The sequence below is a fragment of the Streptomyces sp. NPDC015171 genome, assembly GCF_043079545.1.
Taxonomy (GTDB): domain Bacteria; phylum Actinomycetota; class Actinomycetes; order Streptomycetales; family Streptomycetaceae; genus Streptomyces.
The window spans coordinates 333,822-353,358 of record NZ_JBIBUO010000010.1; the positions used below are offsets into that span (position 1 = coordinate 333,822).

Consider the following 19,537-nt stretch of genomic DNA (forward strand, 5'->3'; position numbering starts at 1 on the left):
GTCACGGTGAGCCCTGCGCTCCCGTGTAGCCGAGCGATGCGCCGATGCGGCGCGCTACCCCGTCGAGCCGAGGCGCCCCCGGGGCGGCCAGCCAGCCGGCCATGCGGCTGGCGACGAGCAGCCCGAACCCCTCCGCGTCGACCTCGTCCTCGTGGCCGGAGTGAGAGCGGGCGGCTATGAGGCGGGCCAGCTCGGGCCACTGGACCTCGTCGCTGAGCGCTGCTCGGGCGGCTACGGCGGCGCCGCCGAGATCGTGTCCGCAGTGGCCGGCGTGCATGTGCCACAACTCATGGCCCAGGACGACGAGTTGGTGGTCGGGGGAAAGGCTGTCCTCGATGACGATGACGTCCTGGTCCTTCACGTCCAGCCACAGGCCGGTGATGTCGGCCATGGTCTCCGGGAAGGCACGCCTGATCAGCGTGACCGGTCGTCCGCCCCGACGCTCGCTCATGGCGTCGCACAGGGCGGTGAACAGGGTGCGGGGGTCGGTTGGAACGCTGACCTTCGCGGCGACACGGGCGCCGAGTTCGGTCATGAGCCTGCGCTGCTCCCTGGCTGTCCTGCATGCTGCCAGCCGCTTCACCTCGGGTCCTCCTCGTAGCCCAGGCGCTTGAGCCCGCTCTGGACGGTGTCCAGGTCGGTGACGATGGATGCGACCAGCCGTGCGAGCTGGGCCAGTTCTGGCTTGCTGTAGTTGCTCCTCCCTGAGATGTGGCGCACGTCGAGGTCGGCAAGCACCTGAGCGGGGTTGGCTTCCGCCTTCAGGTCGAAGGCGATGCGCCGCAGCTCCCGCCTCAGCGCCTCAGCCGGCTGGTCGGTGAGGAAGTTGGGCGAGACCCCGTACAGCTTGCACAGGGCGGCGCCGACGATGATGTTCGGTTTCGCCTCCCCGGCAACGAGTTTCTTGGTCCAGGTCGGGGTCTGCTCGATCGCAGAGGCGATCTCGTTGATGTCTTTCACCGAACCGTCGGCGGCCGCGTGCTGGTTGCAGAGGAACCTCACGCGGTCGCGGACCATGGTGTCAGGCTTCACGTCCGCGGGGGTGCCGCCGGCAAGCAGAGTCTGCACGTCCGTCTCGGGCACGCCAGTCGCGCGTGACAGCTCCGCCGCGTCCAGGACCTCGTCGGGGTTCTTCCCGCTGTCGCTGCACAGCTCCTCGACCGTTCGGAGGAGTTCACCAAGCGTGGGATGGGGCTGGCTCACAGGCGTTTTCCTTGATGTCCGGTTCGTTTTGCTGGGCTGGCTTGTTCAACGTATGTCTACCGATCTTGCGCAGCCTAGGAGCGGTGAACGTTCGTTGTGTAACCGGAACGTTCGTTGACATATGCATTGTTGACGTAGTGCGGACGCAACGCCACACGCTCAGATGAAAAACGGACACTGCTTCCGGGTGCCTGTGAAAACCAGACAGGTGGTCCTTTTCTGTCGCCGCCGGGCGGCGGCGCGGTCAGTTCGGCGGGCGCAGGCCCGCGATCAGGAGTGCGACCAGTCGGCGGGCGTCGTAGCGGGGGTCGCTGTCGGCGCCGATGCAGAGGTTTCCGATCCCGCGCATGAGTTGGTAGGCGTCGAGGCCGGAGCTGATCTCCCCGGCGGCGGCAGCGGCGTCGAGCAGCTCGGTGCAGACCGGTACGAGCCGGTCGAGGAAGTAGGCGTGCAGCGCCTCGAAGCCGGCGCTGTCGGTCTGCATCGCCGCGGCCAGGCCGTGCTTGGTGACCAGGAAGTCGACGAACCGGCCGGCCCATCGTTCGAGGGCGGCGTGCGGTGACGGGCCGGCCGCCAGCAGGGCGGGGCCCGCCTCGGCACAGGCGTCGACCTGGTGCCGGTAGACCGCGATGACCAGGTCGGCCCGAGTGGGGAAGTGGCGGTAGATCGTGCCCGTCCCGACGCCGGCGGCGGCAGCGATGTCACGCACCGGCGCCTCCACGCCCGAGGTGACGAAGACCGCGGCGGCCGCCTCCAGCAGAGACTGCTGGTTGCGCCGGGCGTCCTTGCGCCGGGAGCCGGCCGAGCTTCCCCGGGCCTGGCTGCTGTCGTTCACCGCGGCACTCCTTTCCTGAACCGGTTCCCCGACCGGTCTCCTGGTCGGCCTTGCAAAGCGGAACAGTGTTCCGTATCGTAAGCGGAGCAACGTTCCGTTTCCTTCATGATGGCAGACCGGGGTACCGGCGGCCAGGCCGCCGTCGTCTCCCGCGCCACCCGGGGCGGAAGCGCACGCGTCCGCCCCCGCCCGGCGCCGATGCCGCCGCGTGCGGACCGTCGCGCGCTCCCCTCCCGGCCGGCCCCGCGGCGCCGGTGACCGCCGGGCCCGCCGGGCCCGCCGGACCAAGAGTCGAAGAAACCGATGGGAAGGCCCTTCCATGTCCGACTCGCACACCCTGAACGCACAGCAGCCCGTGGACGCGCCCGCCGTGGTGGTGTCCGCGAAGCCGGTCGTCCTCTCCGCACCCGGCGGCCGGGGCGCCGACCTCCAGGTCCGTGTGTCCGCCCCGGCGACCGGCGAGGGGCTGCCCGTCATCGTCTTCTCGCACGGCTTCGGCTCGTCGATGAACGGCTACGCCCCGCTGGCGGACCACTGGGCCGCCGGCGGCTTCGTGGTCGTCCAGCCGACCCACCTCGACTCCCGGACGCTCGGCATCCCCGCCGAGGACCCCCGTACGCCGCGGATGTGGCGCTTCCGGATCGAGGACATCACGCGCGTGCTGGACGGACTCGGCGTGCTGGAAGCGTCCGTACCGGGCCTCGGCGGGCGCGTCGACCACGGCCGGGTCGCCGTGGCCGGCCACTCCTGGGGGGCCCAGACGGTGAGCACGCTGCTGGGCGCGCGCGTCCTCGGCTCCGACGGGGCGCCGGGCGAGGACCTGTCCGATCCCCGGGTCACGGCGGGGGTGCTGCTCGCGCTGACCGGCCTCGGCGACGACCTGACCCCGTTCGCCGCCGAGCACTTCCCCTTCATGCGGCCGTCCTTCGCCACCATGACCGCGCCGGCCCTCGTCGTCGCCGGCGACCACGACAGGTCCCCGCTGTCCACGCGCGGACCGGACTGGTTCACCGACCCCTACACGCACAGCCCGGGGCCCAAGAGCCTGCTGACGCTGTTCGGGGCGGAGCACTCCCTCGGCGGTGTCCCCGGCTACGAGGCCGCCGAGACGACGGACGAGTCTCCCGCGCGCGTCGCCCTGGTCCAGCGGCTCACCACGGCCTTCCTGCGCGGCGCCCTCCGGGGCGAGGACGCCGGCTGGAAGGCGGCGGTCACCGCGCTGGAGGACGACGCCGAGCCGCTCGGGAAGGTGCTGAGCAAGTGAGGAACCCGTCCACCGTGAACCACCCGGACCGCACCCGGAAGGAAACGCCATGATCCTCGTCACCGGAGGCTTCGGTTTCATCGGATCCCACACCGTGCGGGCGCTGCTCGACATGGGCGAGGAGTGCGTCGTGGTCCAGCGCGGCGCCCGTGCGCTCCCGGCGGTGCTCGCCGGGGCGCGGGTGGCCGTGGAGCGGGCGGACATCGGCGACCGCGAGGCGCTGCTCGCGATCGGCCGCCGCCACGCCGTCTCGGGCATCGTGCACCTGGCCGGGTCCCACCCCTGGCCCCCCGTCCCCGACGCGCCGGTCGAGGCGGCACGGCGGGCCCTCGGCGGACTGCTGAACGTCGTGGAGGCGGCGCAGGAGTGGGGCGTGCGGCGGCTCGGTGTCGCCAGCACGATCGGGGTCTACTTCGGTGTGCCCGACGGCGGACCGCTCCGCGAGGACACCCCGCTGTCGCTGACCGCGTCGGTCTCGATCCCCACCTTCAAGAAGATCGGCGAGCTGCTGGGCGGCTTCCTCGCCGACACCACCGGCGTCGACATCGTCGACTACCGGATCTCCGGCACCTGGGGCCCGCTCGGCCACCTCGACCCGTTCTTCGCCGCGCCCGCCCTCGTCCACGCCGCCGCCCGCGGCACCGCCCCGGACCTCTCCCACCTCATGGGGCCGGCCTTCGCCGAGGACGGGCTCGACCTCGCCTATGTGAAGGACACCGGGCGGGCGATCGCCCTCCTCCAGCTCGCGGAGAAGCTGAACCACCGTACGTACAACGTCGGTTCGGGACGGGTGACGACCAACGCGCAGATCGCCGAGGCGATCAGGAAGGTGGTCCCGGGCGCCCGGGTCGGCCTGCCCGCCGGAGGCGGCCCGCCGCACCTGGTCCTGGACACCGGCCGGCTGCGGGAGGACACCGGCTACCGGGCCGAGTACGACACCGAGCGGGCCGCCGCCGACTACCTCGCGTGGCTGCGGGCGGGCCACGAGAACTGAGCGGGGTGCCGGCGGACCGCCACCGTCCCGCTTCGGCCGCGGCGGTCAGGGCATCGAGAAGCGCAGGCCGCCGTCCTGCCGCAGGGTCGCCGCGTTGAGATAGGGGTTCTCGACGAAGTGGCAGACCAGGTCCGCGAACTCCGCCGGGCGGCCGGAGCGCGAGGGGTTGGGGATGCGCCGCTCCACCCGCTCCATGTAGCCGGGGGGCAGGAAGTCGTTGATGGGGGTGTCGAAGGCGCCGGGCGCGATCGTGTTGACGCGGATGCCCAGGCCGCTGAGGTCGCGGGCCACGGGCAGCGTCATGCCCACCAGCGCCGCCTTGCTGGCGCTGTAGGCCGCGTGCCCGGCGACGCCGTCGAAGGCGGAGACGGACGCCGTGTTGACGACGACCCCGCGTTCGCCGTCCACCGGCTCGTTGTCCGCCATCGCCCGGACCGCGAGGCGCATCACGTTGAACGTCCCGGTGAGGTTGACCTCGACGACCCGGCGGAAGGCGGCCAGGTCGGCCGCATGCCCGTCGGGGAGCATCGGGACGTGCTCGATGACGCCCGCGGTGTTGACGTTCACATGGACGGCGCCGAAGCGCTCCACGGTCTGCGCGATGGCGTGTTCCACCGCTTCGGCGTCGGTGACGTCGGCCTCGAAGGCGATGCCGCCCAGCCGCTCGGCGACGCGCCGGCCGACGTCGATACGGCGGCCCAGGACGGCGACCCGGGCGCCGCGCGCGGCCAGCGCCTCGGCCGCCGCGAGGCCGAGGCCGGAGGTGCCGCCCGCGACGACCGCCGTCTTTCCCGCAATGTCCATCGGTCCTCCTCGGTGCTGCTGCGTACAGCTGTCACGGGTGCGCCCCGGCCGCGGTCCGCGTGGGGGAGCGCGGTGTGCGGCCGGGGCTGTCGGGCGGCCGGTCAGGCGCGGGCCGCCGCAGCGCCCGCCAGTGCGGACTCGCGGCGCTCATGACGGGTGATCAGCCGCCAGGCACACAGCGAGCCGAGCAGGTACATCACGCCCACCAGCAGGAAGGAGACCGAGACGCCCGTGTCCCAGTCGGACGTGGAGTGGAGGACGACGCCGATGACGGCGATGCCGACCAGCGAGCCGATCTGCCGGTTGGCGTTGAGGACGGATCCCGCGACATTGGCGTGCGCCGGTCCCGCAGCGTCCACCAGGGCGGCGGTCATGCCGGGGGAGACGATGCCGGCGCCGAGGTTGGCGACGCCGATGCCGATGGCGATCATCCAGTAGGGGGTCGACGGCGAGACCGCGGTCATGACGAGCGAGGCCGCGCCGGCCACCAGCAGGAACACGGTCAGCAGCGGGCCGTTGGCGAACCGGCCGGAGATCCGCGAGTACACCACGTTGGCCAGCGGCGACAGGATCGTGATCGGGATGAGCTCGAGGCCCGCGACGAACGGGCTCGCGCCCTGGGCGTGCTGGAAGAAGAGGCCGAGCATGAAGATGGTGCCGAACAGCGCGAAGTTGAAGAAGAAACCCACGAGGTTGGCGCCGGAGAAGCCGGCGGAGGAGAACAGGGTCCACGGCATGACCAGGTTCTCGCTGCGGCGCTCGCGCACCACCAGCAGGACGGCGGCGACCACGGCGACGGCGTAGGCGGCGATGACCGCGGGTGCCGCCCAGCCGAGCTGGGGGCCCTCGATCAGCGCGAAGCTCACCGCGGCGAGGGCGACGATCCAGATGAGGTGGCCGGGGACGGCCAGCTTCTGCGCGTGGCTCTCGGGCGCGGTGATGAACCGCTTGGTCATCAGCATGCCGATCACGCCGATCGGCAGGTTGATCAGGAAGATGCTCTGCCAGCCGAAGGCGCTCACCATCAGACCGCCGAGGGTGGGGCCGACGCCGGAGGAGCCGGCCACGATCGCCGACCACAGGCCGAGCATGCGGGTGCGCTGCCGCTTCTCGGGGAACGAGGAGACGAGCAGGGAGAGCGAGCTGGGCATGAAGAGCGCGGCGCCGGCCCCCTGGAGCATCCGGGCCGCGATGAGCACCTCGGGCGAGGGGGACAGGGCGCAGGCCAGCGAGGCGAGGATGAACAGGCCCATGCCCCACATGTAGACCGTCTTCGGGCCCCTGCGGTTGGCGAGGCCGCCGGCCAGCATCAGCAGCGAGGCGAAGGTCAGGATGTAGCCGTCGACGATCCAGGTCAGCTGGGTGAGGCCGGCCCCGAGCCGCTCCTGGAGCGTGGCCCCGGCGACGTTGACGATCGTGACGTCCAGCGTGGCCATCACGAAGCCGGTGGCCAATGCGGCGATCTTCAGACCGCTGGACGCGTTCGGCCCGCCCGTCCGGGCGCCGTCGGCCGGCGCCGCGCTGGTTTCCGCGGTTGTCATGGCTGATCGCTCTCCTTGCTGATCGCTCGGACGCGGCCGGTGCCGCGTGCCAAAGCCTTGGGGGGTGGGGGGAGTTGAGCCCTCCGCTCGGGCCCTCGCGGCTCTCACTGAAGCCCATATGACGATGGCAGTCAAACTTTGATGCGCATCGTCGTTTGACCACCGTCGTCATATGGCCACCGTCGTCGTACGACCGATGTCGTCATATGACGGCCGTCGTACGATGGGCCCCGCCGAACAGGGAGGCACCAAGTGACCGCACGGACCGCGGCGGACCGCGTCACCGACCATCCCGACGCGGACGACATCACGCTGCAGGGCGTCCTGGAGGCCCTGGCCGACCCGGTGCGGCGCAGCATCGTCCGGCAGATCGCGCACGCTCCCGGCGACATGGCGTGCGGCACCTTCGACATCTCGGTGACGCGCTCCACCGGTACGCACCACTTCCGCGTGCTGCGCCAGTCCGGCGTCATCCGGCAGTACTACGCCGGTACGTCGAAGATGAACACGCTGCGCCGGGACGACCTGGACCTCGTCTGCCCGGGGCTGCTCGCCGCGGTCGTCGAGGCGGCCGACCGGGAGGCCGTACGGGCCGGGGGCGCCCGGCGCTGAGGCGCGGACCGGTGTGCTCAGTCGAGGGCGGTGAGCATCCCGGCGTCGAAGTTCCGCAGCCCCTGGGTGCGACCGGTGCGCACCCGCTCCGCCCAGTCGGGGTTGGCGACCAGCGCCCGCCCCACGGCGACCAGGTCGAACTCGCCCTCGGCGAGCCGCTCGGCGACCAGCGAGACGTCGTCGGTCTCGGCCCCCTCGCCCTCGACGTACCCCAGGTAGTCGCTGTCCTTCAGGCCGACCGAGCCGACCGTGATGGTGGGGCGGCCGGTGACCTTCTTCACCCAGCCCGCGAGATTCAGCGGGGACCCCTCGAACTCGGGCCGCCAAAAACGCCGCGTCGAGCAGTGGAAGACGTCGACCCCGGCCTCGACCAGCGGGGCGAGCAGCGTCTCCAGCTCGCGCGGATCGTCCGCGATGCGCGCCGCGTAGTGCGCCACCTTCCACTGCGAGATCCGCAGGATGACGGGGAAGCCGGGGCCCGTGGCGGCACGGCAGGCCCGTACCACCTCGGCGGCGAAGCGCACCCGGCCCGCCGCGTCCCCGCCGTAGCGGTCGGTGCGGCGGTTGGTGACGCCCCAGAAGAACTGGTCGAAGAGGTAGCCGTGCGCGGCGTGCAGCTCGATGCCGTCGAAGCCGATGCGCTCGGCGTCGGCGGCGGCGCGGGCGAAGGCGTCGATCACGTCGGCGATGTCCGACTCGGACATCGCCCGGCCGGCCGGACCGTCCGGGTCGAGGCCCGACGGGTTCATCAGGCCGCCGGGCGGATCGAACAGGTCGACGCCCTTCGGCAGCGAGAAGCGCGCCGACTCCAGCGAGGTCCCCCAGACCAGGGGGTCCTGTCCCACATGCCACAGCTGCGGGACGATCCGGCCCCCGGCGGCGTGCACGGCGCGGGCCACCTCCGCCCAGCCCGCCAGCGCGTCGACCCCGTGGAAGCGGGGCACCGCCGGCCGGTTCCCGGCGGCCGGATGGCCGACGAACGTGCCCTCGGTGATGATCAGGCCGACCCCGTGCTCGGCCCGGCGCGCGTAGTAGCGGGCGACATCCTCGCCCGGCACCCCGCCCGGGGACAGGTCCCGGGACATGGGAGCCATGACGATGCGGTTGTCCAGGGCCAGCGAACCCGCCTTGAACGGGGTGAAGAGCTGTTCCGTGGCGGTGGTCGCGCCCGTGGCAGTGCTCACGTGAGTGATGTCCTTCCAACTCGGGGTGCCCGCGCGGGGTGCGGACGGCGCCGGCACCCTGGTGGCGGCCGTGGTCAGCCGGTGAGCCCGGCGGCCACCCGCAGGTCCGCCGGAGTGAACATGTGGGGGAAGACCGCACCGCCCGGGTCGAGCGCGGCCGAGTCGTCGAGTCCGCCCAGGTCGACCGGGACGAAGCCGGCGTCGTGCACCAGCTGGGCGACGACGTCCTTGGCCGCGGCGTCGTCACCGGCCAGGGCCATGCCCCAGAAGTGCCGCTGCCGGGTGCCCCGCGACCACAGCAGTTCGTCCATGACATGGGTGAACGCCCGGACCACCGTGGCGTCAGGCAGCAGCTTGGCGGTGTCCCGGCCCTGGGTGAGCCCGGCGCCGAGGGTGGAGACCACGCGCCCGTCCTCGGTGAGGACGACGGGGTTGGTGGCATCGATGACGATCTTCCCGGCCAGCCGGTCGCCGACCGTCTCCAGCAGCTCTTCGAGGGCGGGGTGCGGGACGGACAGCAGGACGACGTCGGCGGCCTCGGCGGCCTCGGCGTACGACGCGGCCCGCGCGCCGCCGCCCAGGGAGGCGATGAAGTCGGCGAGGCGCTCCGGGGCACGGGAGCCGAAGGTCACGGCGTGACCTGCGATGTCCCAGTGGCGGCCGACCGGCCGGCCGACGTTGCCCGCGCCCAGGACGCCGATCCTGCGGGGCGGGGTCGAGATGGAGTCAGTCATGACGGCAAGGTCCCTTTGCGTGGGTCGGGGCGGGGGCCGGGGGAGAGGTGCGGGGCGCGGCCGGGCTCAGACCGCCGTCGCCTGCGCCGCCGCCGCGTTGCGCTCGGCCTCGCTGCGGACGTCGAGGCGGGCGTAGTCCGCGCCCGCCGCCGCGATCGCCTCGTCGATCGACATGACCTGCGGGAAGCCGAAGCGCGCGGTGATGGCCTCCAGCCGCTCGGGGATCGTGCCGCCGATGATGTGCACCGGGATCTTCAGCTCCTCGCGGAGCACGTCGAGCAGCAGCTGGTCGGAGAGCTCGCGGAAGCGCTCGTTGACCGGCCGGTGCCCGTTGGGGTCCAGCGGGAACTCGATCGGCAGGTGGACGAAGGCGTCGTACGTCTCCTTGGCGTACTGCTTCAGCGCCACGCCGAGCTGCGCCACCACCTGCTCGTAGAAGCGGATCTCGTCGGTCTTCTCGACGGAGTCGAGCCGGCCGATGGACTCGTTCGGGTTGATGCCGACGGTGACGCGCACGGTGGCGTAGGTCCACTCGTGCAGGGACGAGCCGTCGGAGATGTAGCCGTTCGGCAGGTGGCTCTCGTGGACCGCGCGCTCGACGTAACGCCGCATCACCAGCTGGATCAGCTCGGCGGCGTTGCACTCCTCCAGCGTCTTGCCGGGCACCGCGTCCGGCAGGATCTCGCGCATGGTCTTGGCGTGGGTGCGCGGGATGCCCGTCAGGTGGGCCAGCGCCATCGTCGTGAGCGTCTTGCCCGAGGAATAAGTCCCGGAAATGGCAAGCTTCATGGTGCGTTCGCCTTTCTGCGCGAAACAAAGAAACCGGCGGCCGGGGCGCAGCAGTTCGGGGATCGGAACCGGCGGGCGGAAATAACCGCCCCTACCACGGGCCGTACGAAGGGGAGAAAGTCAGGCGCCGGCAGAACGGCCGAAGGAATTCAAGGGCCCTTTTCGGTGGCGCCGCCACACGCATTGCAGAGTAGCGAAGGGAAAAGCGGCACCGCCAGCAACGGGATTGCACAGCGGGCGGATCCGGCGAGCGGGCGCCGGACGCGGCGCCGGACGGCGCCGTCCGTCGGGTGTGCGACTGGGTCCGGCCCCCGGTTGCACAGCGCGGCCCGCGCCGGCCCGAAGGCCCCGTCCGCCGCGCGGCCGTGCGCCGACTAGCCGAGGCTGAGGGCGGTCCGCAGCAGCTCCCAGGCCCGGTTCGGGTCGACCGTGCCGCCCTGGGCACTCTCCCAGGGCGGCAGATGGGAGGCGCCGTAGACGAGCGCCAGGATGAGGTACGCGACGGTCTCCGCCGGATACGACCGCGCCAGCCCCTTCTCCTCCTGGGCCCGGCGCACGCTGGTGACCAGCTCGCCGCGGATGCCCTCGAACAGGCCGGGCGAGCCGCTCGGGGCGAGTTCGCAGTCGGCGGCGAGCCGCAGGGCCGCCCGGAAGCGGACGTTGGTCTGCAACTGGCCGCGGATCTCGCGGATCAGCCCGGCGAGGATCGCGTCGGCCGGCACCGCGCGCTCCGGCCCGGGCCCGCCGAGCCGCCGCCACTGCTGGGCGCTCTCGGTGACCAGGGCGGTCGCGAGATGGCGCTTGGAGGGGAAGTGCCCGTACAGGGCGCCCTTGGTCATGCCCGTCCGCGCGACCACGGCCTGGAGCTTCGTGGCCGCGTACCCGTGGACGGCGAACTCCTCCGCCGCCGCGTCCAGCAGCCGTGCCCTCGTCTGCCGCGCTCTGATCTGTTTCACCACCGAAGCACCCTCTCCACGTTTTTTCACGAGGTCTTCCACCGGGGCGTGAAACATACCTGAGCGTAGGTATCATCTCGACCGTGGGACGCGGAGACGGTGCACTCCCTCGGTGCACCGCCTCCGCGCGCCGTGTTGCCGGGTACCGCTCGCGCGGTGGCCGTGTCAGGCCCCGAGGACCGCCGCGGCGTACGCGGCGGCCGCGCTCTCGGGGCCGAGGGCGGCGTGCGAGACCGCGGTGCTCACGTCCCGCCAGCAGCGCTGCAGGGCGGAGTCCTCCGCGTGCGCCCGCGAGCCCGCGGCCCGGAAGATCCGGTCCGTCGCCGCGGCGCACATCTGGGCCGCCGCCACCGAGTCCCGCCGGTTCTCCGCGACGAGCAGCGGTGTCACCTCGGCGTGGTCGGCCCGGTCGGCGGCCCGCTCCAGCAGCAGCCGGGCGGCGCCGATCTCGGCCGAGGAGCGGGCGAGCACCCGCTCCGCCTCGGCGGACCGGCCGGCGCCGGTGCCCGTCCGGGCCGCGAGGCCGGCGCTCCAGACCGCCAGCGCCGCCTCGGCCGCGCCGAGCGCCGGCGCGGCGAACATCAACGCACCCGCCAGGAGAGGGGGGACCGTATGACAGCGCTCGGCACCGGGCCGCGGCCGGGCCAGATCGTCCATGGTGAGGGTCAGATGCGCGGGCACCTCGGCCCCCGCCACCTCCACGGCGTGGCTGCCCGTCGCCCGCATGCCCAGCGAGCGCCAGCTGTCCAGGACCTCCGCCTCGGCGCGGGGAACGGCGAAGAGGCGGTGCTCCGGGCGCCCCGCGTCCTGCGTGCGGCAGGCCAGCAGCAGCCACTCGGCGTGGTCGGCGCCGCTGGCGAAGGCCCAGCGGCCGCGGATGCGCCAGCCCGTCGCCGTACGCTCCGCCTCGCCCTGCGGCGGCATGATGGAGGCGGCGATGGGCACGTCGGGCGAACCCGCCCACAGCGCGCGCTGTCCCGGTGCGGGGAGGTAGCCGGCGAACCGGCCGTGCGCGGCGTAGAGCGTGGCGCACCAGGCGGTGGACGCACAGGTGCGCGCCAGCTCCGCCGAGGCGGACAGCAGGGCGGCGAACGAGCCGGCCGTGCCGCCGAACTCGCGGGGCACGAAGTGCCGGGCGAAGCCGGCCGCCACCACGGCCGCGGCCGTCTCCGTGCTGAGCCGGTGCCGCGCCTGCATCTCGTCGAGGTCCCGGCCGGCCACCTTCGCCGCGTGCCGGACCGACTCGGCGGACAGCTGATCGGTGCCGGTGGGCGTGGGGCCGTCTCTGTGGGCGGTGCTGGTGCCGGTGGTCGTGTGGCCGTCTCTGCGGTCGGTGGTGTCAGTGGCCCTGTTGCCGTCTGCGGGGCCGGTGGCGGTGGCGAGCCGGCCGGGCAGGGTGGCGGGGGCCGTGTCGGCGCGGCCGGGGTCGTGGCCGGCGGTGCCGGTGGTCGCGGGGCCGTCTGGGTGGCCGGTGGCGGTGGCCCTGTGGCCGTCTCGGTGGGCGGTGGTGCCGGGGGGCTTGGGGTCGTGGCGGTGGTCGGCGTCGGTGGTCATGAGGCTGCCCCGGTGGTCGACGGGAAGCGGGTCGCGTCGCCGAAGCGGGCCGCGGCCAGCACCGCGTCGCCCTGCACCGCGGTCACCTCCAGCACCGCGGGCCCGGCCGCGTGGTGGGCGTCCCGCACCGGCCGGGCGCTGATCCGCACCGGCACGTCCAGCTCGCCGAAGGCCCCGTAGCTCGCCGCCACCGCGCTCAGTGAGGGGCGTACGGGCAGCTCGGCGGCGTGGGCGGCCTGCCGGAACGCCTCCAGCAGCACCATGCCCGGTATGTGGTCCGACTCGTGGTCGAAGAGCACCGGGTGCCGCCGGTTCAGCCGCAGCCACCAGTCACGGCCGGTACGCTCGCCGCCCTCGGCGAGCAGCACGTGCTCGGCGTGGGCGTACCCCACCTCCCGCGGATCCAGCGGACGCGGCAGGGGCGCCTCCCGCGTCGCCGGTCCGGCCGGCGTCCGCGCGGTCCGGCCGCGGATCAGCTGGTAGCGGCGCGGGTCGAGGACCTCCCAGCGCATGCCCGCCCGGCCCAGCGGCTCCCCGTCGACGTGCAGGACGGCCCCCAGCGCCCTGCCGAAGCGGCGCGGCGCCGTGGTGGTCGGTGTGCAGGTGACATCGAGGGTGACGGGCAGCGGGGCGCCGCGCCAGCCGGGCAGCCCCCGCGGGCCGGTGTCGAGGAAGAGGGTGGAGAGGAGGAACGGATGGCCCCGCGGTATGCCGTAATAGGTGTGCGAGAGGTGGATGAGGCTCTGGCGCACCGTCTCCACCAGGAGCAGCGGGTCGCCGGGCGCGTCCTGCCCCTGGTGGTGCAGGAAGCGGTCGCGCGGCCACAGCGCCGCCACCGCGAACCGGTCCTCGCTCAGTCGCGCGGTGTCGGTCAGGAGTACCTCGCCCGCCGCGGCCTTGTGCACGGCGGCCGGCGGCAGGCAGCGTGCGAAGGAGAGATCAGGGCCTGCCGCGGCAGCGGTGGTCCGGGGAGACAGGGATGGCTGGATCGGGGTGTCGATGAGCATGAAGGAAGTCGCCTCCAGGAAGAGACGCCGCCCAGGGCAGGACTCGTCACCCTCCCCCGTGCGACGCGTGTGGCCCGGCCTGCCAGGCCGAATGCACAACCAGCCGAAATATACCTGAGGGAAGGTATATTGCTCCCCAATTAACCGATCCCTGAAGGAGTGGCCACCTGTGGGAGACATTCAGCCGACCGAGGCGAGAAAGCCGGTGCAGCCCACACCCGCGCGGGAGAAGTCCCGCGTCCTGCGCGGCCCCGATCCCCGCCAGGACCGGGCCGTGCGCACCCGCGCGCACATCCTGCGGTGCGCGGCGGAGATCTTCGCGGTCCGCGGCTACCCCTACACGTCCATCACCGATGTGGCCCAGCGGGTCGGTATGACCAAGGGAGCGGTGTACTTCCACTTCCCCAACAAGGAGTCCCTGGCCGTCGGGGTGGTGGAGGAACTGTACTCGCACTGGCCCCGCACGCTGGAGGAGGTGCGCGGCAAGGGGCTCTCCCCGCTCGACACGGTGATCGAGATGTTCAACCAGGCCACCGACGCCTTCCAGAACGACCCGATCATGCAGGCCGGCACCCGGCTCCAGAACGAGCGGGCCTTCATCGACGCCGCCCTGCCCGAGCCCTACGTCGACTGGACGAAGCTCATCTCCGCGCTGCTGCGCGAGGCCCAGGCCATGGGGCAGCTGCGCGACGGTGTCGACCCCGAGCAGGCGGCCCGGGTGGCGGTCGCCGCGTTCTTCGGGATGCAGCACATCTCGGAGAACCTGCACGGCCGCGCGGACATAAAGGAGCGCTGGGCCGAGGTCCGCGACCTGTTCTTCCCGGCGCTGCGCGCGCCCGCCGGCCCGCGCTGACCCGCGCCCGCCGGCCCGCGCTGACCCGCGCCCGCCGGCCCGCGCTGACCCGCCCCCCGCGCGGCGGCCCGAGCCACTCTCCCGGACACGGCGACCCGAGCCGGCCTCCCACCCGGTGACGCGAACCGCTCCCCCCACGTGGCGACCCGAGACGGAGAACCTCCTGTGACCACGCCTGTCCGCCTGGTGTTCAGCGACGTCGACGAGACGTTGATCCGCTGCAAGAGCATGTTCGACTTCCTCGACTTCTATCTCGGCCGGACCCACGGGCGCGACGGCACCGCGCGGGCCCGTGCGGTGCGCGAGCGCCTCGCCGCCCTGGCCGCCGCCGGCACCCCGCGCGAACAGGCCAACCGCGTCTACTACCGGGCCTGGGCCGGGGAGCCGGCCGACCGGGTCACCGCCGCCGGCGCCGAGTGGTTCGCGCGGCGCGCGGCGGCCGGGTCCTTCTACGTCCCCGCGACCCGTGACGCCCTGCTCGGGCACCTGGCCGACGGCGCCGCCCTCGTCCTGGTGTCCGGCTCCTTCCCGGCGGTCGTCGACCCGCTCGCGGCCGCCATCGGCGCCACGCACGTGGTGTGCAGCCGGCCCGGGGCGCGCGACGGCGTGCTGACCGGAGAACTCGTCGGCGAGCCGGTCATCGGCGAGGCGAAACGATCCGCCGTCCGCCGCCTGCTGGCCGCCCACCCGCACATCGACCCGGCCGACTGCCACGCCTACGGCGACCACGTATCCGATCTGCCCATGCTCACCGAGGTGGGGCATCCGGTGGTCGTCGGCGGCCGGGAGCTGGCGCGCAGGCTCCCCGGCGGCGTGTTCCTGCCCGCCGACGACGGCGTGACGTCACCGGTCGGCGACTGACCCGGCCGACCCCGCGGAACGGCCCGTTCCCCGCTGGTAACAGAGACTTCATCTGCCGACATAATAAATACCTTCCTCAAGGTATGTTCTGTGGGATGATGGAGGTGCCAGAGGTCGGCGTCAGTCCGTCAGGCCCCGCTCCCGGCCATACCTCGGGGGCGGCGGGCCGACCGGAGGGCTCCTCACGAGGTGAGCCCGGCCGGCCGGCCACAGGCGGACGCCCGGGCTCCAACCGAGAGTCGGAGGAATCGTTCTGTGAATCCCGAGAGCGCACCCGATCGCACCGCCCCGCAACCGGCGCCGGATCCGGACCCCGCGAAGGAGCAGGGCCGAAGAGAGCACTGGGAGCCGGCCCTCTCCCCGGTGGAACTGGTCCCGGTCGCGGCCCTGCTGCCGGCGGACTCGCCGCGCATCGCCGGGCAGTCGCCCGAGCACCTGAAGGCGCTCGCCGAGGCCGCCGAGCCGCTGCCCCCGATCACGGTCCACCGCCCCACCATGCGGGTGATCGACGGCATGCACCGGCTGCTGGTGGCCGCCGAGCAGGGCAAGGAGCAGCTGCCCGCGCGGTTCTTCGACGGCTCCGAGCGGGACGCCTTCGCCCTGTCCGTGCAGCGCAACACCCGGCACGGCCTGCCGCTGTCCACGGCCGACCGCACCGCCGCCGCCACCCGCATCCTCGTCTCCCACCCGGAGTGGTCGGACCGGATGGTCGCCTCGATCGCCGGGCTCGCGGCGAAGACCGTCCGGGGGCTGCGGCGCAGCGACACCGGCCGGATCCCGCAGGCCGCGACCCGGCTCGGCCAGGACGGAAGGCTCCGCCCGGTCGACAGTTCCGCCGGGCGGCTGCGCGCGAGCGAGCTGATCAGGGCCAACCCCGGGGCGTCGCTGCGGGCCATCGCGGGCGAGGCCGGCATCTCGCCAGGGACGGTCCGTGACGTACGGGACCGGATGCGGCGCGGTGAGGATCCGGTGCCCGCCGGACGCCGCCCGAGGGCGGCGCGGGAACCGGTGCCGGCGGCGGCCGACCCGGCGCACTGCGGCGGCCGGACGGTCCGGCACCGGCCGCGGGATCCCGTCTCCGCGCTGGAGCGGCTGATGAACGATCCGGCGCTCCGGCTCACCGAGAGCGGCCGTCATCTGCTGCGCCTGCTGGCCACGAACATCACCGCCGGGGAGCACCCGGACCGGCTGCTGCGCGACATACCGCCGCACTGCGCCGACCGTGTCTCCCAGCTCGCCCTGGAGTGCGCGGAGGGCTGGCGGCGCATCGCCGAGCAGGTGGACGGAGTCCAGGGCGCTCGTCGTACCGGTACCGCGGACGCGGAGGATCCGCGGCCCCGGACGACGAACTCCCCGGTCCGCCCCGCTCCGGTGCGCGGTGTCACGGCGGGGCCGGGCAGGGGCGCCTCCTCGGCCGGCGGGAGGGGCGTGCCCCCGGCCGGCGGCCGGGGCGTCTCCCCGGCGCCCGGGAGGAACGCCTCCCCGGCGCCGGGGCGGAGCGTCTCACCGGCCGGCGGAAGGGCCGTCTCCCCGGCTTCGGCGAGGGCCGCCGGCGCGGGCTCCGGAAGGAACGCCGTTGTCGTGGCAGCCGTCTGACCCCGTCCGCGGCCGTTCCCGGTACGCGGTGCCGGCGGCCGGCGCGTGCAACCGGGGCCCGGTCGCAGTCGCACACCGGCGGACGGCCCCGTACGGGGACACGGCCGCGGCCACCGGGCCGCTCACTCTGTTCGGCTTCCACCCCGCGGGCGGCGGCACGGCCTTCTTCTCCGGCTGGCAGCGCGCCCTAGGCGACGGCGTCCGGGTCGTGCCCGTACGGCTCCCGGGGCGGGACCCGGCCGCCGGATCCCACCGGCACCGTCTGCTGTCCACCCTCGTGGCGGCCGTGGAGGCCGAGCTGGCACCGGCGCTGGAGCGGCCGTATCTGCTCTACGGCCACAGCATGGGCGCCCTGATCGCCTATCACCTCACCCTGCTGCGCGCGGCCGCCGGCCGCCGGCTGCCCGAGCGGCTGCTGGTCGGCGCCTACCCGGCACCGCACCTGCCCCATCCGCTGCGCGGGGCCGGCGGGCTGACCGACGCCCGGCTGGCCGACCTCCTGCTGGACTTCGCCGCGCTGCCCGCCGCGCTGTGCCGGGACCGGGGCTGGCTCGCGGACCGCCTCTCGCTCGTCCGGGCGGACCTCGCCCTGTGCGAGAGCGCGGGCGCGGCGGGCCCGCGGGAGCCGCTGGACTGTCCCGTCGAGGTCTTCACCGGAACCGGCGATCCGCTGGTCGCGGTCCCCGACGCGGCGGCCTGGACCGCGCACGCCGGACGGGACTGCGCCCTGCACACCGTGCCCGGCGGGCATTTCTTCCCGCGTGAATCCAAGGAGCAATTCTTCGGGTCGCTCAATTCGGTGCTCGCACCGTTGTCGCTTCCCGTCTGAGCACAGTCGGAGCAGTAGCGCCGGTCGATTGCCGGCGCTTTACTGCGTTTTCCCGCAGGTAAGTCCCGGCTGTGCGCGGGGCCGGGTGGCCGAACCTTGCGGCGGTGGCGGACGGCGGGGCAGAGTTGTTCCGTATCCACCGGCCGAAGCCCGAATGCGGCGGCGCCGTCCCCGACCGGAGCGCGGATCCCCTTACCGCCCGCACCGGTTCCTCCAGCGAGGTGCTGAGACGAAGTCGGCTTGCCCCGCCTCTCGTCACCCGGCCCGCGAGACACCGAGCCCCTCTCCCCGGCTTTCACCCCCGGTGAATGCCGGCACGGCTCCCCGCGCCCTTCTTTTTGGAGACGACGACTGTGCTCACTGCCCACAGCGGCCCGATCCGTGTGATCAAGGGCCGGGCCACCGCGGAGGAACTGGCGGCCCTCACCGCCGTCCTTCTCGCCCGCACCGGCCGGCGTCCGGCCGTGCGGGCGGGCGCGGCCCGGCGAGCGCGCCCCGCCCGCCGGTTCGTCCCGCCGCGCGCCTTCCACGGCGCCCACAGCTGGCAGCGCTGACCGCCGTACGGACACCGAGACACGTACGGACACCTAGAAAGGAGGGCACCCCATGGGACGCGCCGGAGTGGCGGACCGCTCCCGGAAGAGCGACGGCGGCGACGCACACCGCCCGCAGTCCGCGGAGTTCATCCAACTGCTGACGCCCGAGGGCGAGTTGACGACTCACCCCGAGTTCGCCGTCGAGGTGACACCCGAGGGGCTGCGCGGCCTGTACGAGGACATGGCGCGGGCCAGGGCCGTGGACGCCGAGGGCATCGTGCTGCAGCGCCAGGGCGAACTGGGGCTGTGGCCCTCGCTCCTCGGCCAGGAGGCCGCCCAGATCGGTTCGGGCCGGGCCCTCGCCGACCGGGACCACGTCTTCCCCAGCTACCGCGACCACGGTGTCGCGCTGAGCCGGGGCATGGACCCGGCGGACCTCTTCGCCCTGTTCCGGGGTGTCAGCCACGGCGGCTGGGACCCGGCCGAGCACAACTTCCACCTCTACACCCTGGTCATCGGCGCGCAGACGCTGCACGCCACCGGCTACGCGATGGGGCTGGCCAAGGACGGCGCGGACGCGGCGGTCGTCGTCTACTTCGGCGACGGCGCGACCAGCCAGGGCGATGTCAGCGAGGCGTTCAACTTCGCCGTGCTGAACGACGCGCCCGTCGTCTTCTTCTGCCAGAACAACCAGTGGGCGATCTCCGAGCCCACCGAGAAGCAGACCCGCGTCCCGCTCTACCGGCGCGCGTCCGGTTTCGGCTTCCCCGGTGTCCGCGTCGACGGCAACGACGTGCTGGCCTGCCTCGCGGTCACCCGGTGGGCGCTGGAGCGGGCCCGCAACGGCGAGGGCCCGACGCTGATCGAGGCGTACACGTACCGGATGGGCGCCCACACCACCTCCGACGACCCGACCCGCTACCGGGACGCGACCGAGGTCGAGGAGTGGCGCGGGAAGGACCCCATCGCCCGGCTGGGGGCCCTGCTGACCAGCCGGGGCTGGGCGGACGAGGCGTACTTCGCCGAGGTCGACGGCCGGTGCCGGCAGGCGGCGAAGGACGTGCGCGAGCGGGTGCGGGCCATGACCGTCCCGGACCCGGGCCTGATGTTCCGGCACGGCTACGCGGACGGGCACGCGCTGGTGGACGAGGAGTACGCCCAGTTCACCGCCTACACGGCGGCGTTCGCCGACTCGGAGGGATGCTGAGATGGCGGCGACGACCCCGGGCACGGCCCCGGCGCGACCGCGCGAGATGCCGTTGGCGAAGGCCATCAACGAGTCGTTGCGGTGTGCTCTGGATGCCGATCCCAAGGTTTTGGTGATGGGTGAGGACGTCGGGAAGCTCGGTGGTGTGTTCCGGGTGACGGACGGTCTGCAGAAGGAT

The 19,537-nt window shown here is 73.3% G+C and carries 20 protein-coding genes and 1 pseudogene; 10 read left to right on the forward strand and 11 right to left on the reverse strand.

Features of this window, described 5'->3' with window-relative positions; all coding sequences use genetic code 11:
* Position 1 precedes the first annotated feature (1 nt).
* From ACF073_RS27155 to ACF073_RS27165, 3 genes are all read right to left on the reverse strand, one after another.
* Positions 2-535, reverse strand: a complete 534-nt coding sequence (locus tag ACF073_RS27155) for a toxin-antitoxin system, toxin component (RefSeq protein ID WP_392073993.1) — start codon at positions 533-535, stop codon at positions 2-4.
* A 44-nt stretch (positions 536-579) separates the two neighbouring features.
* Positions 580-1,203, reverse strand: a complete 624-nt coding sequence (locus ACF073_RS27160; protein WP_392073994.1) for a hypothetical protein — start codon at positions 1,201-1,203, stop codon at positions 580-582.
* A gap of 244 nt (positions 1,204-1,447) precedes the next feature.
* Positions 1,448-2,038, reverse strand: coding sequence for a TetR/AcrR family transcriptional regulator (locus ACF073_RS27165; RefSeq protein WP_392073995.1), 591 nt, complete (start codon positions 2,036-2,038; stop codon positions 1,448-1,450).
* 319 nt (positions 2,039-2,357) lie between these two features.
* Between ACF073_RS27165 and ACF073_RS27170 the strand changes: the two genes are divergently transcribed.
* Entirely contained in the window at positions 2,358-3,302 is a 945-nt protein-coding gene (locus tag ACF073_RS27170; RefSeq protein WP_392073996.1) for an alpha/beta hydrolase family protein, read from the forward strand.
* Between the two features lie 49 nt (positions 3,303-3,351).
* The gene (locus ACF073_RS27175; RefSeq protein WP_392073997.1) at positions 3,352-4,296 is read left to right on the forward strand and encodes an NAD-dependent epimerase/dehydratase family protein; all 945 of its coding nucleotides are present in this window, start codon (positions 3,352-3,354) and stop codon (positions 4,294-4,296) included.
* Positions 4,297-4,341: 45 nt separating this feature from the next.
* On the opposite strand, the gene ACF073_RS27180 is transcribed toward ACF073_RS27175, so the two are convergent.
* Both ACF073_RS27180 and ACF073_RS27185 read right to left on the reverse strand, forming a co-directional pair.
* Complete coding sequence (locus tag ACF073_RS27180; RefSeq protein ID WP_392073998.1) at positions 4,342-5,100, reverse strand: SDR family NAD(P)-dependent oxidoreductase; 759 nt, start codon at positions 5,098-5,100, stop codon at positions 4,342-4,344.
* 101 nt (positions 5,101-5,201) lie between these two features.
* On the reverse strand, positions 5,202-6,641 hold the full coding sequence (locus ACF073_RS27185) for an MFS transporter (protein WP_392073999.1): 1,440 nt from the start codon (positions 6,639-6,641) through the stop codon (positions 5,202-5,204).
* 252 nt (positions 6,642-6,893) lie between these two features.
* On the opposite strand from ACF073_RS27185, the gene ACF073_RS27190 reads away from it, so the two are divergent.
* Positions 6,894-7,253: an ArsR/SmtB family transcription factor gene (locus ACF073_RS27190; RefSeq protein WP_392074000.1), complete on the forward strand. Its 360-nt coding sequence runs from the start codon at positions 6,894-6,896 to the stop codon at positions 7,251-7,253.
* 17 nt (positions 7,254-7,270) lie between these two features.
* Here the strand turns inward: ACF073_RS27190 and ACF073_RS27195 are convergent, their stop codons facing one another.
* The 6 genes from ACF073_RS27195 to ACF073_RS27220 all read right to left on the reverse strand — a co-directional run bounded on the left by ACF073_RS27195 (position 7,271) and on the right by ACF073_RS27220 (position 13,477).
* The gene (locus tag ACF073_RS27195) at positions 7,271-8,437 is read right to left on the reverse strand and encodes an NADH:flavin oxidoreductase (RefSeq protein WP_392074001.1); all 1,167 of its coding nucleotides are present in this window, start codon (positions 8,435-8,437) and stop codon (positions 7,271-7,273) included.
* Between the two features lie 74 nt (positions 8,438-8,511).
* Positions 8,512-9,171 carry an NADPH-dependent F420 reductase gene (locus tag ACF073_RS27200; protein WP_392074002.1) on the reverse strand — a complete coding sequence of 220 codons (660 nt, stop codon included), beginning with the start codon at positions 9,169-9,171 and terminating at the stop codon, positions 8,512-8,514.
* A gap of 66 nt (positions 9,172-9,237) precedes the next feature.
* The gene (locus ACF073_RS27205; RefSeq protein WP_392074003.1) at positions 9,238-9,960 is read right to left on the reverse strand and encodes an AAA family ATPase; all 723 of its coding nucleotides are present in this window, start codon (positions 9,958-9,960) and stop codon (positions 9,238-9,240) included.
* 374 nt (positions 9,961-10,334) lie between these two features.
* Positions 10,335-10,916, reverse strand: a complete 582-nt coding sequence (locus tag ACF073_RS27210; protein ID WP_392074004.1) for a TetR family transcriptional regulator — start codon at positions 10,914-10,916, stop codon at positions 10,335-10,337.
* 165 nt (positions 10,917-11,081) lie between these two features.
* A complete protein-coding gene (locus ACF073_RS27215) occupies positions 11,082-12,470 on the reverse strand; it encodes an acyl-CoA dehydrogenase family protein (RefSeq protein ID WP_392074005.1) in 1,389 nt (462 codons plus the stop codon).
* Positions 12,467-13,477: a ScbA/BarX family gamma-butyrolactone biosynthesis protein gene (locus ACF073_RS27220; protein WP_392074006.1), complete on the reverse strand. Its 1,011-nt coding sequence runs from the start codon at positions 13,475-13,477 to the stop codon at positions 12,467-12,469. Before ACF073_RS27220 ends, ACF073_RS27215 begins: the two co-directional genes overlap by 4 nt.
* A 169-nt stretch (positions 13,478-13,646) precedes the next feature.
* On the opposite strand from ACF073_RS27220, the gene ACF073_RS27225 reads away from it, so the two are divergent.
* From ACF073_RS27225 to ACF073_RS27255, 7 genes and pseudogenes are all read left to right on the forward strand, one after another.
* Positions 13,647-14,330, forward strand: coding sequence for a ScbR family autoregulator-binding transcription factor (locus tag ACF073_RS27225; RefSeq protein WP_392074007.1), 684 nt, complete (start codon positions 13,647-13,649; stop codon positions 14,328-14,330).
* Positions 14,331-14,495: 165 nt separating this feature from the next.
* A complete protein-coding gene (locus ACF073_RS27230; protein WP_392074008.1) occupies positions 14,496-15,191 on the forward strand; it encodes an HAD family hydrolase in 696 nt (231 codons plus the stop codon).
* 255 nt (positions 15,192-15,446) lie between these two features.
* The gene (locus ACF073_RS27235; protein ID WP_392074009.1) at positions 15,447-16,787 is read left to right on the forward strand and encodes a ParB/RepB/Spo0J family partition protein; all 1,341 of its coding nucleotides are present in this window, start codon (positions 15,447-15,449) and stop codon (positions 16,785-16,787) included.
* Positions 16,768-17,616, forward strand: coding sequence for a thioesterase II family protein (locus tag ACF073_RS27240; protein ID WP_392074010.1), 849 nt, complete (start codon positions 16,768-16,770; stop codon positions 17,614-17,616). Before ACF073_RS27235 ends, ACF073_RS27240 begins: the two co-directional genes overlap by 20 nt.
* A gap of 353 nt (positions 17,617-17,969) precedes the next feature.
* The gene (locus tag ACF073_RS27245; protein WP_392074011.1) at positions 17,970-18,170 is read left to right on the forward strand and encodes an acyl-CoA carboxylase epsilon subunit; all 201 of its coding nucleotides are present in this window, start codon (positions 17,970-17,972) and stop codon (positions 18,168-18,170) included.
* 52 nt (positions 18,171-18,222) lie between these two features.
* On the forward strand, positions 18,223-19,359 hold the full coding sequence (gene pdhA / locus ACF073_RS27250) for a pyruvate dehydrogenase (acetyl-transferring) E1 component subunit alpha (RefSeq protein WP_392074012.1): 1,137 nt from the start codon (positions 18,223-18,225) through the stop codon (positions 19,357-19,359).
* Between the two features lies 1 nt (position 19,360).
* Positions 19,361-19,537: pseudogene (locus tag ACF073_RS27255) on the forward strand (alpha-ketoacid dehydrogenase subunit beta); the annotation flags it as partial.